The sequence below is a fragment of the Nitrospira sp. ND1 genome (genome assembly GCF_900170025.1).
Classification (GTDB): domain Bacteria; phylum Nitrospirota; class Nitrospiria; order Nitrospirales; family Nitrospiraceae; genus Nitrospira_A.
Genome location: NZ_FWEX01000005.1, coordinates 341,782 through 356,726, shown reverse-complemented (window position 1 = coordinate 356,726; position 14,945 = coordinate 341,782). Strand labels below are relative to the sequence as shown.

Annotated in this window: 14 protein-coding genes and 1 pseudogene; 2 read left to right on the top strand and 13 right to left on the bottom strand. The window is 59.2% G+C overall.

The window, feature by feature from the left end; all coding sequences use genetic code 11:
- Positions 1–26: 26 nt before the first annotated feature.
- The 3 genes from NSND_RS01795 to NSND_RS01785 form a co-directional block, all read right to left on the bottom strand.
- Positions 27–974 carry an NAD-dependent epimerase/dehydratase family protein gene (locus tag NSND_RS01795; protein WP_080877335.1) on the bottom strand — a complete coding sequence of 316 codons (948 nt, stop codon included), beginning with the start codon at positions 972–974 and terminating at the stop codon, positions 27–29.
- A gap of 52 nt (positions 975–1,026) precedes the next feature.
- Positions 1,027–2,220 (bottom strand): DegT/DnrJ/EryC1/StrS family aminotransferase, encoded by a 1,194-nt coding sequence (locus tag NSND_RS01790; protein WP_080877334.1) that lies wholly within the window; start codon positions 2,218–2,220, stop codon positions 1,027–1,029.
- Between the two features lie 196 nt (positions 2,221–2,416).
- Positions 2,417–3,130 (bottom strand): flagellar brake protein, encoded by a 714-nt coding sequence (locus tag NSND_RS01785; protein WP_080877333.1) that lies wholly within the window; start codon positions 3,128–3,130, stop codon positions 2,417–2,419.
- A gap of 213 nt (positions 3,131–3,343) precedes the next feature.
- Here NSND_RS01785 and NSND_RS01780 point away from each other — a divergent pair, with 213 nt between their 5' ends.
- Both NSND_RS01780 and NSND_RS01775 read left to right on the top strand, forming a co-directional pair.
- Positions 3,344–4,597: an HD-GYP domain-containing protein gene (locus NSND_RS01780; protein WP_080877332.1), complete on the top strand. Its 1,254-nt coding sequence runs from the start codon at positions 3,344–3,346 to the stop codon at positions 4,595–4,597.
- A gap of 77 nt (positions 4,598–4,674) precedes the next feature.
- Entirely contained in the window at positions 4,675–7,446 is a 2,772-nt protein-coding gene (locus tag NSND_RS01775; protein WP_159450575.1) for a response regulator, read from the top strand.
- 336 nt (positions 7,447–7,782) lie between these two features.
- On the opposite strand, the gene fliW is transcribed toward NSND_RS01775, so the two are convergent.
- From fliW to flgA, 10 genes and pseudogenes are all read right to left on the bottom strand, one after another.
- Positions 7,783–8,259 (bottom strand): flagellar assembly protein FliW, encoded by a 477-nt coding sequence (gene fliW, locus NSND_RS01770; RefSeq protein ID WP_080877330.1) that lies wholly within the window; start codon positions 8,257–8,259, stop codon positions 7,783–7,785.
- A 9-nt stretch (positions 8,260–8,268) separates the two neighbouring features.
- Positions 8,269–8,514: a carbon storage regulator CsrA gene (csrA, locus tag NSND_RS01765; protein ID WP_013248855.1), complete on the bottom strand. Its 246-nt coding sequence runs from the start codon at positions 8,512–8,514 to the stop codon at positions 8,269–8,271.
- Between the two features lie 73 nt (positions 8,515–8,587).
- The gene (flgL, locus tag NSND_RS01760; protein WP_080877329.1) at positions 8,588–9,478 is read right to left on the bottom strand and encodes a flagellar hook-associated protein FlgL; all 891 of its coding nucleotides are present in this window, start codon (positions 9,476–9,478) and stop codon (positions 8,588–8,590) included.
- Positions 9,479–9,509: 31 nt separating this feature from the next.
- Positions 9,510–10,904 carry a flagellar hook-associated protein FlgK gene (gene flgK / locus NSND_RS01755; RefSeq protein ID WP_080877328.1) on the bottom strand — a complete coding sequence of 465 codons (1,395 nt, stop codon included), beginning with the start codon at positions 10,902–10,904 and terminating at the stop codon, positions 9,510–9,512.
- 11 nt (positions 10,905–10,915) lie between these two features.
- The gene (gene flgN / locus NSND_RS01750) at positions 10,916–11,368 is read right to left on the bottom strand and encodes a flagellar protein FlgN (protein ID WP_080877327.1); all 453 of its coding nucleotides are present in this window, start codon (positions 11,366–11,368) and stop codon (positions 10,916–10,918) included.
- Positions 11,369–11,441: 73 nt separating this feature from the next.
- A complete protein-coding gene (flgM, locus tag NSND_RS01745) occupies positions 11,442–11,747 on the bottom strand; it encodes a flagellar biosynthesis anti-sigma factor FlgM (protein ID WP_080877326.1) in 306 nt (101 codons plus the stop codon).
- 104 nt (positions 11,748–11,851) lie between these two features.
- A complete protein-coding gene (locus NSND_RS01740) occupies positions 11,852–12,163 on the bottom strand; it encodes a rod-binding protein (RefSeq protein WP_159450574.1) in 312 nt (103 codons plus the stop codon).
- Positions 12,164–12,199: 36 nt separating this feature from the next.
- Positions 12,200–13,190: pseudogene (locus NSND_RS21565) on the bottom strand (flagellar basal body P-ring protein FlgI).
- Positions 13,191–13,431: 241 nt separating this feature from the next.
- Entirely contained in the window at positions 13,432–14,025 is a 594-nt protein-coding gene (locus tag NSND_RS01730) for a flagellar basal body L-ring protein FlgH (protein ID WP_159450573.1), read from the bottom strand.
- A gap of 109 nt (positions 14,026–14,134) precedes the next feature.
- Entirely contained in the window at positions 14,135–14,932 is a 798-nt protein-coding gene (gene flgA / locus NSND_RS01725; protein ID WP_080877323.1) for a flagellar basal body P-ring formation chaperone FlgA, read from the bottom strand.
- Positions 14,933–14,945: the final 13 nt, after the last annotated feature.

Here is a 14,945-nt window from a genome sequence, read left to right as displayed (position 1 = left end):
GCCCTCCCCGTCCATCCGCTCTCGAATCAGACATTGGCATACTGACCGGCTTTGATGATCGTGTAACACTTCATCAATTCACGAATGCCGCGTTCCAAGGACCACTCCGGCTTGAACCCGGTGGCCAGGAGACGCTGGTTGGAGACGATGTAATCGCGCTTATCCGGGTCCTCGCCGATCGGCGCCTCGAACGAGACGAAGTGAGGTATCAATCGCTGGATCACCCGGCAGAGTTCGAGTTTCGACAGGTTGGCATCGTCCAGCCCCACGTTGTACGGACGATCTTTCATTTCATCGAAATGATCGATGGCATGCAGAAACGTCCGGACGACGTCCCGGATATGGATATAGTTGCGTTTGCAGTGCCCTTCGAATACGACGACGGCGCGATCCTGCACGGCGCGCCAGACAAAGTCGTTGACCAGCAGATCCATTCGCATTCTCGGCGACACGCCGAACACCGTCGCCAGGCGCAGCGTGATGGCGTTTCCCCGATCCAGCACCACCCGCTCGGCTTTCACTTTGGTCTCGCCATAGAGGCTGATGGGGCGAAGCGGTGACTCCTCCGTGCAGGGCACTCCCGGTTGACCGATTCCGTAGCCGCTGTTCGTGACGGGGAAAATAATCCGCTGCCGGGGAGAAGACAGTTTGCACAGGAGTTGTACGGCTTCGAAGTTCACCGTGTAGGCCCCGACGCGGTCCCGGTCGCAGAGCGGCGCCCCGACTAAGGCGGCAAGTGGGACGATGATGTCGACGGTTCGCAGCAGATCCGTCAGCAGGCGTTCGTCCCGGCAGTCGCCCCGCACCACCTGAAACCCCTCCTCGTCGCAACAGTCCATTAAACTGTTCTGGCGATACATGAAATTGTCGAGGACGGTGACCCTGTACCCCCGATCCAATAGACCTCTGCTGAGCACGGAGCCGAGATAACCGGCGCCGCCGGTCACGAGCACATGGGTTGAGGCTGTCGTCATGATCGAACGAGCTCCCCTGTGAATACATAGCTGCTGATATACAACGATGCTGTCACGCGGCCTCCAGGACAATGCGCGCGATGTGAGCCACATCCTGTTCGTTCATGGAGGCGTGATTGGGCAGGAAGAAGCCGCAATGATGTATGCGGTCTGCCACAGGGAAGCTGGCCTTCCCGTAGCGGTTCATCCAGAAAGGATGAAGCCCCAGATTGCCGGCGGAGAAAATTCTCGTTTCCACCCCTTCTGTAACCAATGCCCGGACAATCCGACGGCGTTGTTCCGTCGAATCTGCGAGCAAACCGAAGGAGATGCTGGCAACTTTGCTCCCTGTCGGCGGCCGCTGAGTGTAAAACCGGCTACCCAAGTGCTGCAGGTACCGTTCGTGATTGGCCTGCCGTCGGCCGGTCATCCAGTCCAGCTTGTGCAGTTGCTCGATGCCGATGAAGGCATTGAGATCGGTCGAGCGGAGATTGAAGCCCGGCTCGTAAAACACAAAAGGCGAGTGGAAATCGTCAACCTGGTATTGCGTCAGTAACGCCTGATGGCTGCTCTGGTCGAGGTCCTTGCTCCACCCATGGCTGCGCAGCATTAAGAGCATGTCCGCCAACTGCTTGTCGCTGGTCGACACCATGCCGCCTTCAATCGTGGACATCTGGTGGCCGAAATAGAAGGAGAAGCTCGCCATGTCGCCGAATGTGCCGATCTTCTTACCGCCATATTCCGCGCCGATGGCGGCACAGGCATCTTCGAGCAGATAAAACCCGTACCGGTCCTTCAGGGTCTGCAGCTCCTGCATGCGATGCGGGACTCCGAGTACCTGGACGAGTAACACCGTCTGCGCGTCATGGCGTTGTAAGAGGTCTTCCAGATGGTTGAGGTCGAGGCCGAAGGTATCCGGATCGGCCTCGCACATGATGGGTGTAAAGCCGAATTGAATTGCCGGGGCGATGGACGTCACCCATCCCACACTCGGGACGATCACGGTTGTGTTGCGCAGCTTGCCTGAGCGCAGCAATGCGTAATACATCAAAAGATTGGCCGACGAGCCGGAGTTGCAGTGCACCGAATAGGGACGCCCTAACCATTCCGACCATTGCCGCTCGAAGTCGAGGGTCACCGCCCCTTTGGTGAGGCGAGGATAGGTCCGCAGCCACTCGATCAAATGGTCGATATCCTGCCGGTCGATCGTATCCTGCGCGAGGCACCAGCGAGGATTGAGCTTGGCACTCTGTGCGTGAAGCGTCATGATTGTCGTCCCTCTTGCTCCTGAACGTGGCCTGCGTCCCTCACAGGACGAGGTGTGGCAACGGGATACCAATCAAGATGTATGCCACTGACGTGTGCGGCGGGAGGAATTGAAACGACGGGATTTCTGGGCGTAGGGAACGAGTCGCCGCAAACGACCGGGCAAAAACTTCCCAGTCAACGGCAACCGCTGCAGTCTAGGCGGACTCGAAGGAGTGTTTCCGATGCAGGAAGGATTCAAGCGCGTTCCGCACCGATCCTCCCCATCCCCGATACTCGATCGTTTCTTTGCCGTCGAACCGGAACTCCAGGCCGAGGTGCGTTCCGTCGGCCTGCAGTGACAGGTTTCGGACGACCCCTGTCAGATTGTTGACGTGTCCGGTGCCGATGATTTCGAACTCAACACGCAGAGCCATCCCCAGGTAAAAGTCCTGGACCGGACGTTGAATGAGAACGGCGCAGCCGGAGGCACTCAAATCCTTCAGGAGCCCGCCGATGCGGATCGGGGGTTCATTTCGCGAGCTGGATGCATACTCCTGCACGGCAGAGAGCACGATCGGCTCCTGTGCCGACACCCGTCCATGCTTCCGGAGCGGCACCTCCTCCAGCTCGGAGGGAAATGCGAGCAGCAGAAACGGGAAGGGCTGCATCTGCGTCTCCAGTACCTCCGCGCGATATCCGATCATTTTTCCTTCATAGATATACCGCAACAGACAGAGGGTCCCTTTCACGCAGGGAATCGGCTGTCCCAAATGAAACGGCCATTCACAGACGATCCAACTCCGGTGTTTCCACCCCAGGACCGATGAGCCATACTGCCCTTGCGTTTCGTCCTTCGGCACGCTGAGCTGAAGCGAAAGACCGACCGAGAGAAACGAGGACGGATGTCGACAGATGACCAGTTCGCTCATATGCTTTTCCCCCGCGCCTGCAGGCGCATAGACACACCCTCGTCAGCTCTATCGGTCGCCGGCTGCAAGACCTGAAGGAGCCTATGGAGCTGCGTGGTCGGCACAGGTAAAGACCGGCTTCAGATCAACCGATATGAACTCTACAGCATAGATGAAACACCGGAAGGACTGCGCTCAGTTCAATCCGTCCTGAGGAGTAGGTACAGCGCTGATATGGCCTCGACAAAGCACATCCCCATCGATCAACTCACCGTCGGCATGTTTATCGCCGGTTTGGATCAGCCTTGGTACCGCACTCCGTTTCTCCTCCATAAGTGGCTGGTTTCAAATCCCGACGACATCGTGCAACTCAAACGCCATGGCATCCTCGTCGTCACCATCGATACTGACCGCGGGCTGGACGTCGGGGCTGCCGCCCCGCCAGCGCCGGCCACTGCGCCTCCTCCGGATGAACCGCCACCGGTAAGCGTTGAAGCCGCCGTGCCCCAGGAAAGCGCGCAAGTCCCACAGGCCGCAGTGGCTGCCGCGGCCTATCGGGAAAGCATGGCCGCCGTGGAACGCGTCTTCAGTGACCTCGAAGCGGGTAACCCGCCGAAGATCGCGGCCCTCAAGCCGATCGTGAGCAGGCTACTGGAGCAGATCGTGGCACAGCCGGAAGCGATGCTGATCCAGTTCTGTCTGGATAAAGTCCGACGATTTGACGCCACCCTCGCCAATCATGGCATGGATGTGTGCGTGCTCACCCTCATTCTTGCCGTGGAAAACGGCTGTGCGGAAGCCGACCTGGAATCTCTTGGACTGGGGGCTCTGCTTCATGACATCGGCTATGTGCGACTCCCGCGCAACCTGTATCGGAAAACCACTCCGCTGACCGATCAGGAGCAGATCCTCATGAAGCAACACCCTCAATTGGCGGCCACCGTACTGACTCAAGTGGGCTCGATCCCCGATGCGGTCTCCCGCATTATCCTGCAACATCATGAATATCAGGACGGGAGCGGGTTTCCTCAACACCTGAAGCAGGAAGCTGTCTCCATGCTGGCGCAACTGGTGGGGTTGGCGGACACCTATGACGATTTAGTCAGCGCGCGACATGGCCGTCCGCCCCTGCTGCCTCACGATGCAATTCGGCAGCTCTTCGTGCTTGGAGCGAAAGGCCGTTACGAGAAGACGCTGGTGGAAGTCGCCATCAAGGCCCTGGGCGTCTACCCTCTCGGGAGCCTCATCAAGCTCAATACGAATGAATGCGCCCTGGTCGTCGGTCTGAATCATGAAGACCGTTTGCGGCCACGTATTCGAATTATCAAGGGGGCTGAAGGGCACAGCCAACAGGAGCCGTTTGAAGTCGACCTTCAAAACCAACCGCCCGACCAACCGACCCGCACCATTCTTCGGGCATTGGATCCAAAGCTGGAACAGGTCGATCTCCCGCAATATCTTGAACCTGCCGTAGGTGCTCGCTCGTGACGCACCATCCTCAGCATCCACGTGCCCCTCAGCCTCAGCACGTCGCTGGCCTTGCCGTGCCTCCGGAGGTCTTAACCTTGCTGTGGGATGCTGTGCCGCTCGGCATCTGTCTTCTGGCGGCCGAGCAAACGGTTATTTTCGTGAATCGAACCGCCGCTCGTCTTTTCGGGCGATCCCCGGCGGCCTGTACGGGACAAGCGCTATCGGACCTCATCGGTCAGCGCCTCGATCTGAGCGACTCGCTTCGGGCCACGGGGATCGTGAAACTGGCTGACGGGCCGCTTCCCCCCGCCGGCCAGGCGACGAGAGCTGACGAAAGCGACGCCGGCAATTCCACGGTGATCGAATGGCAACACCTCCGCATCTCCGGGATTCCCTCGGTCGCCACGTTGATGACCCTGCGCGATGTGTCACGCGAAGTCGAATTGGAGAAAGACCGTGACCGTCTGGCCGAAGTGGCCGAGGAAAGTCCCTATCCGATTGTGGAAATCGACCGGCACGGAAATCTGGTCTATGCGAATCCGGCCATGGCAGACGTACTCGGTCGCTTCGGATACGACCTTGCAGGCAAGCCGGACATCCTTCCGGATAACCTTCCCGCTCTTGTCGCGACCTGCTTACTGGAGGGACGGACCTTGACGTCCCAGGAAGTCGTGCGCGGCGACGCGTGTTATAGCTGGACTCTCTGTCCGGTACCCGGACACGGCCTCGTGCGGGCCTTTGCCACCGATCTGAGCGAAGTGCATGCAACTCACCGGGCGCTCAACGAGACCGCCGATCGCCTGCGCGAGAGCAACCGCCAGTTGGACCAGGCACTCCAGCAGGCGCAGACGGCGGCACGGGCGAAGTCGTCGTTTCTGGCGATGATCACGCACGAATTGCGCACGCCGATGAACGGCGTCATCGGGATGGCGAGCTTGTTACTGGAGACACCGTTGACCGAAGAGCAACGGTCCTTCACGAATACCATCCAGCAATGCGGAGAAGCGCAACTTTCACTGATCAACGATGTGCTCGAATGCAGCAAGATCGAGGCGGGCAAGTTGGAATTGGAACATCTCGATTTTCATCTGCGTACGACCGTTGAAGACGTGCTGTCCCAGTTCGCGGAACGGGCTCAGCGTAAAGGCCTGGAGATTACGGGCCTGGTCCATGCCGCCGTGCCGAACGCGTTGCGCGGCGACCCTGGACGGCTGCGGCAGGTGCTGACCAATTTCGTGGGCAACGCCATCAAGTTCACCGAACGCGGAGAAGTCACCCTGCAGGCGTTTCTGGAGCGCGACTCCCCTTCCGAGGTCATCATCAAGTTCGAGGTGACGGACTCCGGCATCGGCATCAGCGAAGACGTGCAGTCACGACTGTTTCAGGCTTTCACCCAAGCCGACAGTTCCACCACCAGGAAATACGGGGGGACGGGACTCGGTCTCGCCATCTCCAAACAATTGGTGGAACTCATGGGCGGCCAGGTCGGGCTACGCAGCCAACCGGGCCAGGGCACCACGTTCTGGTGCACTGCGAGATTTCAGAAGCAGGCGGTCTGTGCGCCGGCCATCGTTCCCTCGGTCGAGTTGAGCGGTCGCCGCATTCTGATTGTCGACGATAATGAGTCCAATCGCACCATTCTTCATCATCTGGTATCAGGCTGGGGTATGCAGGACGGCCAGGCGCGCCATGCCGATGAAGCCATTCAGATGCTGGAACAGGCCGCCGCACAAGGCCGGCCCTACGACGCGGCGGTGCTCGATATGCTGATGCCGGGGAAAGATGGACTCCAACTGGCCCAGGATATCAGGACCCACCCTCAAGGAGCCGGGGTTCGCTTGATTGTCTTGACCTCCCTGATTCAGCCCGGTCATGCGGAACGAGCGCGGCGCGCAGGTTTTACCGCCTATCTGACGAAGCCTGTACGCCATGACCAGCTCCAAGGTTGCCTCCGCGTCGTGTTTGGACTGCAGGGATCGGCCACCGCCACCGTTCCAGGGGTGGAGACGGGACCGACGATTGCCCCGACATTGATCACCCGCCACACCTTGGCCGAACAGCGTGCCCGCCCGCGTATCCTCGTCGCAGAAGACAACGTGGTGAACCAGAAGCTGGCCGTCCGTATGTTGGAACGCCTCGGCTATCAGCCGGACATCGTGTCCAACGGCCAGGAAGCCGTAGCGGCGTTTGAGCGGGGGCTCTATGCCGCGATCGTCATGGACTGCCAGATGCCGACGATGGATGGATATGAGGCGACCCGCCGGATTCGAGAACAGGAACAACAGTCCGACGCATCCGGCACCCGTGCCCATATCCCCATCATTGCGCTGACGGCGAACGCCATGCCGGGAGACCGCGAGCGCTGCAAAGCCGTCGGCATGGATGACTATCTCTCCAAACCGGTGAAGACGGACGATCTCGGCAGACTCTTGCAGCGGTGGGCTCCCCTAGCGACCCCCGACCATGCGCCGGCCCCGACGCCTCCCCGTGAAATGACGAAGACCGATGCCCGCGTATTTGACGCGAGCACGATGTTGGTCAATATCGGCGGCGATGTGGATTTGTTCGATCAATTGATTCGTCTGTTCCTGGAGCGCCACCGGATTATGGTCCAGGAGATCGAAGCGGCCATCAAGCAGGCTGACGGAGTCGCTCTTGAACGGGCGGCTCATAGCCTCAAAGGCACGGCAGGTAATTTGTGCGCACCGGAGGTGGTGCTCCTGGCAAGTCAGCTGGAGGCCAACGGACGTCTCGGGACGCTCGCCGAAGCCCCTGCCCTATTCGCCCAGCTCGAACGTACGGTTCAGCAACTGGTTGCGGTGCTGGAGCGCCAGATCACACCAGCCGACCCGGCTCAGTCGCGCTAGTCTATTCACAGTGCATGGGAAAGCCGCAACGCTCTTTTTTTAGCAGGATGCGGAAAAAGTCCGCCAGCGGCGTCCTCGACATCCGTGAATCGTGAAGCGTATCTCGTCGCGGTCAGAGCGTATCGCTGGTGGCATACAGCTGAGAGTAGAGATGCCCACTCTCGATTTCTGGCCATACGCTATGAGCTCTATGCCATAAGCTCTTTTCTGCAGACGAGAGACGAACGACGTTTCACGAACGACGGACTATGAAGACGGCCTTTTTGCGCATCCAGCGGGTTATTGTCATACCGACACGGCGCACGCTGAGCCCGGTACGCGATGAGTGATGCGTGTTTAGCCGGCTGTCGCCTGAAGCGGAGCCGTTGGAGTGGGGCGTTGTGCGGGGGGAGCGGAAAAGAGAGGATATCGAGTCGGCCAATCCTCCGAGAGGACTAATTGCTTGCAGAGCCTGGTCCGGTGATTCATGACCAGCGGTCCCCGCAAATTGGCCGTCACGGCAGTGGGATCATCTGAAGGAATGGTCAAGATCGTGACGACGGACAGTTCATCGCTGTCCTGCTTTTGAATTTCGATGAGCGCATCCAACGACACCTCGATCTGATAATCGGGCTTGAAGAAGTCAGGATCCAGGATGACGAAGGCCAGCTGGGGTTCTTCGACACATTGCAGCCACTTGAACGGGGCCTCGGTATCGTGATCGAGCAGCACGTACTTGCTCCATTCCGGAAAGCCCAGAATACCGGAAGGAAACACCAGGAGCGTGTCGTCATTTACCTCAAAAGTCCCGAACCTGGTCGACTGACACTTCATGACGGTTCCTCAACCTCCACGACGCCCGGTTTTGTTCGACAATTGACGAAACGCTTCCAATGGAATAACCCCTGGCCCGGCGGCGATGCGATTTTCGTCTTGGATCCTCGCATGCACTTCATCGCGATGCACCTGCACATTGGGCGGTGCTTCGATCCCGAGCCGGACTTGGCCGCCTTTGATGCCGAGCACCACGATGCGAACATCGGGACCGATGGTCACGCCTTCTCCCCGGCGTCGTGTTAAGACCAGCATACAAGCCTTCCTTGGCGTGTGGATACAAGTACATGGATATATCGGTTTCGATGAAGGTGAACTTGAGCGTCGATCAGCGGAGATAGTTGATCAACGACGAGTCGAAAATTTTGGTGAAGGTTTCACTGGCGGCCTGCACGGCGACTTCCTGGAGGCGGAGTTGCGTAATGGCCGTGGCAAGGTCCGCATCCTGATTGTCTGAGATGGATTTTGTGATGGTCAAGGTGGCCGTGTCCAAGGCGTCGTGCGTGACCTGGAGGCGGTTGGCGAGAGCGCCGACGGTGCCCTGTACATCGCTGATTTGAGCCGTCGCCAAATCCAGATTTCCCAGTCCGGCTTGAATACCGGAGCGATTGTTGCTTTCCAGAGCCGTGAGGAGGTCCCGCAACGAATCGAACATGTTGGTCGTCGATCCGGTGAAGATGCTGCTTCCCGGCACGAGGATCTGCACGGTTTGATTTTCACCGACCGCGATGGACTGGGTCTCGCTGTTGCCCTGATAGGCGACCGTATCTCCTGATGTGATCGTGAAGGGCTGCACATCCGTCTTCGTACCGCCGAAGATCGCCTGCCCCGCCACTTCCGTGTTGCCGAGTTGAACCAGCTGGCGCTGAAGCTGCCGGACCTCTTTGGCGATGCTCTGACGCCCTTCTGCGGACGTCGTGTCGCTGCTGGCCTGAATGGTCAGCTCCCGCACTCTGGTGATCAGGTTCTGGACCTGTCCCAAGGCCTGATCGGCGGCATTCACACGTGAGGTCCCGAAATTGATATTGCGAACCCACTGCGTCGTCTGCGAAAGCGCGGACTTGTCGAGCACGATCTGTCCGAATGCGCTCGGATCGTCCGCTGGATTGGTGACCCGTTTTTGGCTGGAAATTTGTTCCTGCGAGGTGAGCATCTGCAACCGGGAGCGTTGAAGATTGCCGAGCAGGATTCCGTACATTTGTTGGTCGGCGACTCTCATACTGGCTGCTCCCTGTGAGATGAGAAGGCGGCTACCGCTTCAGGGTCAGAATCGTCTGCAGCATCTCATCGCTGGTGGTAATGAGTTTCGAGGCTGCCTCAAATGCGCGCTGATACTTCAACAGATTGATGAGCTCTTCATCCATCGATACTCCGGACACTTCCGCCCGGTGCGCCAGCAGCTGGTCGTGCAGGATCTCCTGCCCTTGCAGATCGCGTGTGGCTCCCTGCAGGGTCGCTCCGAAGCTGCCGGCCATCGCGCTGTAGTATCCCTGAAAGGTCGTATTGCCCAATCCCGCCACCGAGGCCGTTTGCAGATTGCTTAACGCCAGGGCATTCACATTGTTGCCGGGCACGCCGGCGGCCGTCGATGAGGCCGCGATCTTCTGTCGATCGGTCAGGGCCAGGCTGATGGTGCCGGCCGCGGTCCCTGAGGCCGTGAAGAAGTCCTGCGTCGTGGATCCATCCAGACCGTACCCCAGGCGATGCTGGGTGTTGACCTGCGAGACGAGTTGAGAGGTGAGGGTATTGAGCGATGTCTGCAGACCGGCTGCGGTCGTGTCACGCGCGTCGATCAAACCCTTGAGGCGGCCGCCGCTGATCGCCGACGTGATATCCGTATTGGGTCCGGTTCCCCCATCGTAGCGCACATCCAGGAGCCCGTTATTGGCGACGTTCGCGACACCGGTCAGTGTGTAGGCTGTCTTCTCAGCGACCAGCACCTGCCCAATTCCCACGAATACCGTCACCTGTCCGGTCGCGTCCTCAATCGAGGAGATCTCGACCAGGCCGGCAAGGTCGTTGAGAAAGCGACCGCGTTGATCGCGTAAATCATTGGCGTGCTGGCCGCTGATCTCTGTCAGCTTGATCTGGCTGTTGAGATCGGCAATCTTGCTCGCCAGGGCATTGACGTCGTTAATGCTGCTCTGCACCTGGCCATCGAGGGAGGTGCGTTGAGCCGACAGTTGTGCGTCGGCCTGGTTCAAGAGTTTGGTCAATCCATCGGCTTTTGTCAGCAGCACCGTACGGGCCGTCAGATCTGCAGGATTGGTGGCGACATCCTGCCAGGCCTTGAAGAATTCATTGAGTCCCGCCGCGATGCCTTGGTCGTTCGCATCGTTGAAGACCAATTGAATTTGCGAGAGCGCTTTCTGTGAAGCTCCGAACTGCCCCACCCGCTCGTTGGAACTTAACAATTGACGTTCCACAAAGCTATCGACGGAGCGGCGGATTTCAGTGGCCGTGACGCCGGTTCCGATCTGACCCGGCTGACCATTCTCGGGCAGGCTTTCGCTGAGGGTGATCTCTTGCCGGGAGTAGCCCGGGGTGCTGACGTTCGCGATATTCTGGCCTGTGACGGACAGGGCGCGCTGGAAGGTGGCCAGCGCATTGGAACCGATGCCGAATAATCCATTGAGTCCCGACATACGACCACCCGTTATCCTTTGGCTCTCACTCTGCCGCCGTTTCCTGCGACCGCGGCACCCGAGGACGAATAGAGTGCCGCCGACTGCGGTGAGCGCTGCCAGATCCGGAGCGTGCCTTGCAAGAACTCGAGCGACTGCCCGATGAGGGCGGCGTTGAACCGGTTCAGCCGATCCGTCTGCCCGATCGCCGCGACGAGATCAGCCTCCTGTTGCTTGAGCGAGGGCGGCGAGCCATACGAACCAGACAAGGTTGCTTCGTTCCGGCGTTGCTGTTCCAATTCACGCATCTCATCCAATAGTTGAGTTTTTCGCATGGTCACGGAGGTGAATTGTCCAAACGAAAGGGAGCGAATGGCGTCCTGCTCCTCAAGCAGCAGGGCCTGAAAGGCCGTGACCTTGTCGAGCATGCGGCAAAGAAGGGAGTCCGACGCTGTGGAAAGTGGCTGCGGTACGGTCGACACCATGTCTCCCCTTCAAACGAACGGTTCCGCCATGTGAGGCCGCGTGATCGAAGAGTCGAGCCGTACGCGAAGGGCGTTACAGAACTGCGTCGGTCAGGACGTTACGAATGATGGCATCCGCAACCTTCTTACCGTCCACGTTGTACGTGCCCCCTTCGACCGACTGACGAATTTGACCGACTCTGGCATCACGCTCCGCATCCGGCTGTTCCGCTGCCGCCCTCAGACGCTGGAGTTCCTTGGCCTGTTCGGAAATCTGGACACGATCCTGTGACTGCGTCCCTTGAGACGCGGTCTTCTTATTGTGTGTCCGTTCAGTGTCCTGAACTCCCAACAGGATTTTCGCGAGATCTGCCGCTCGGCCGTTATGTGAGATCTCCATGACTGCTTCTCCTCCCCCATAGCCAGGGTCTTCCGAAAGGCCTTTCCCCTAGTCGAGTACTCTATCGGCGGGATCGGCCGGGAACTTTAGGAAAAGCGATCGAATTAGGGAAGTTTTTCCGCATAGGCATCGACGAATGCCGTAATGCCGATCCCCCCTGCTTCTGTGGACAATTTGGCTATCTCTTGATCGTAAAAGGAGTACCAGACCTGCTCGCTTTTCCGGTCCAGGAGTCCCTTCGGAACAGTTTCCCTCATATTTTTAATAAGATACGAGATGAAATACGCTTCAAACTCCTGCCCGGCTTTATGGAGCGCCGCGCGGGCCTTGTCCCCTGCCGGCCCCTGTTCGGCCGGACCGCGGAATCCGAGCGGCTGCGGAGTCGCCATTTTGGCCAGATCCAATTGGCTGGACATAAAATTTTGTATTTCCATTGGAAGCGTGGCCCTTTCTTAGACAATCTCAAGATTCGCTTGAAGTGCTCCGGCAGAACGCAAGGCCGATAGGATGGCCACGAGATCTCGCGGAGTCACGCCCACCGCGTTGAGTGCCCGTACCACTTCTCCAAGCGTCACCGTTTGATCGACCACGATCAGTCGCGACTCCTGTTCGGTCACTTCCGTCTGCACATCGGGAGTGACCGTCGTTTGCCCTTGGGTCGAGCCGATCAACGGAGCCGGAGGCTGTGACACGTTGAGCGTGTTCTTGACGGAAATCGTGAGGTTGCCATGCGAGATCGCGCATGTGGATAACCGGACATGTTCGCCGAGGACGACCGTACCGGTGCGTTCATTCACCACCACTTTGGCGGCGACATCGACGGTCACGTCCAGTCCTTCCATAGTGGCGATGTATTCCACGACTCGGCCGTGAAAGGTTGCGGGAAGCGACGTTTTCACGAGGCCCGCATTCACCGGAACAGCCGTGCCCTTCCCGAAGGTCCCGTCGATCGCCTCCGCCGTGCGAATGGCGGTAGTGAAATCTGGGTGTCGCAGCAACACGGCCCAGGAATCCGCCGATAGAGACAGGCCCCTGCGCGACCGCAAATACCTGTTGGTTCGGCGCCTTCAGCGGCGTCGACAGCAGCGTGCCGCCTTGGAGACTTTTCGCATTGGCCATGGAAGAGACGACCGCGTCCAGCGTCATGCCGGGTTTCACAAACGGCGGGAGCTTCGCCGTCACCATCACCGACGCGATATTGCGGGTGAGCAACTGGATGGGATCGATCACCAGATTGATACCCATTTTGTTCAACATGGACATCATGGCTTGAATCGTGAACTGGCCGCCGATGACCTGATCGCCCGTCCGGTCGAGACCGACGATCAAGCCATACCCGATCAGCTGGTTTTCGCGCACGCCTTCGATCGTGGCCACATCCTTGACTCGAACAGCTTGAGCTAATGAGGCCGTAAATAACGTGATCGTGAGAAAGGCCAGCATGCCCACCACGGTCCGCCGAAACCAGGCCGTTCCTTGTGGCTGTCTTTCAGGAACAGGCGCCGGTTTCGGCGGCGGAGGTGTCCAGGGGCGGGCAAGGAGGCCGGGATCCATTGAGGCCGGTCGCAGCACCCCGCTTGAAAGCATGAGACGAAAGCATTGCGTGATCATCGCCCGTTGTTGTTTGCGCGGCCTCGTCATGATGACTCCTGTGGCTGGTCGATGCTTCCCGACGGACTTGCGACTAAAACGGATAGACCCAATCCAGAATTCTGACGAGCCAGCCGGGCCGCTGCACATCGTCGACGACGCCCAGGCCGGAATATTCGATCTTGGCGTCGGCAATGGCGCTCGACTGCACCGTGTTTTTCGTATTCACATCCACGCGCCTGACGATGCCCCCGATGGTCATGATCTGGCGTTCCGAATTGACGGTCACCTCACGTCGGCCCTCGACCCGTAAGTCTCCGTTCGGCAACACCTCCGTCACGATGGCCGAAATCGTGCCCGTCAACGTGTCTTCCCGGTTGGTTGCGCCTTTGCCGCCGAACTTGCTCTTGGCGCTGGCATCGATACCGAACCCTCGCTTGGCTTCTCCGCCCAGGCGGATTCCCGGGATGCCGAGATAGCCCATCCCGGTGCCGCCGATTCCATTCGAAATAGTCGAGTCTCTCTCTGCGTTCGTGTCGGCGCTCTTCGAGCCCTTGTGTTTTTCCACGATTAGAATCGTGATGATGTCGCCGATGCGCATGGCGCGAAGATCTTCGTAGAGATAGGCCCGCCCATTCTCTTCCTGCCACAGCGATCCCGTGGTTTTCGGCGGTGGCAATTTGGCCATCTCCACCTTTTGTTGCTTCGTGCTGGGCGAGGCCGAACAACCGACCAGCACACACAGCGCCAGACCGCACCAGATGAATCCGATGGGGCGACATTGCATGAGAGAGCGGTTAAAAACTGACACGGACCACCCCCGGGGCAACGACGGTCGCCCGCAATTCCTTGCCGGAATCGACATTGGAGACCGTGATGGTTTGACCCAATTCACCATGCGATTTGGTGACTCCGACGGTTTGAATCGACAACCCGCCCTGCCGGGCTTCAATGGTGACCCGATCGCCCTTGTGCACGGCGAAAGGGCGCCGCACCGAGGTCATGCGTATGGCATTTTGAGGCGGAAGCGGGCGAATGGCCGCTTTACCGATGACCTCGGCAGGACTGGTCACAAACGGTTGCTTCAGGTCGTACAGGACGATCCGTTCCGTGGTGACGTCGTCGACCGCAATTTCCTCGTCGACCTTGATCGACCGCACCGGCACCACCACCTCGACAATGGCGGCCACATCGGCGGTGGCATCGACGGTCTTGATGAATCGCCCGTTCACGGCCAGATGAATCTGGAACACTCGACGTCCCAGCGGTTCGTCCGATCGACCGGCGCTGACTTGCAGATCGACCGTCCCGGAGGGTACGACGATCGGCTGCTGAGGATCGCCGATCGCCACCTGGCAGTCGACGGCGCGTCCGGCCAGTTCCCGTTTGACGAAATCGTGGATCACCCCGCGGATTTGTTCGGGATAGATGAGCCGTTTCCCACGGGCCTGCGGGAGGCCCTGCGCCTGATGCGCAACAGCCCCCTGCACCTGGAACAGCGGCCGGACCGGAGCCCGCTCCCCTGCCATGGCCGGGAGGACGGCGCTCGTGACCAGGCTGATGGTCGCAACAGACAGGAGACTGAGTCGATTCACAGGTGTCACCCTT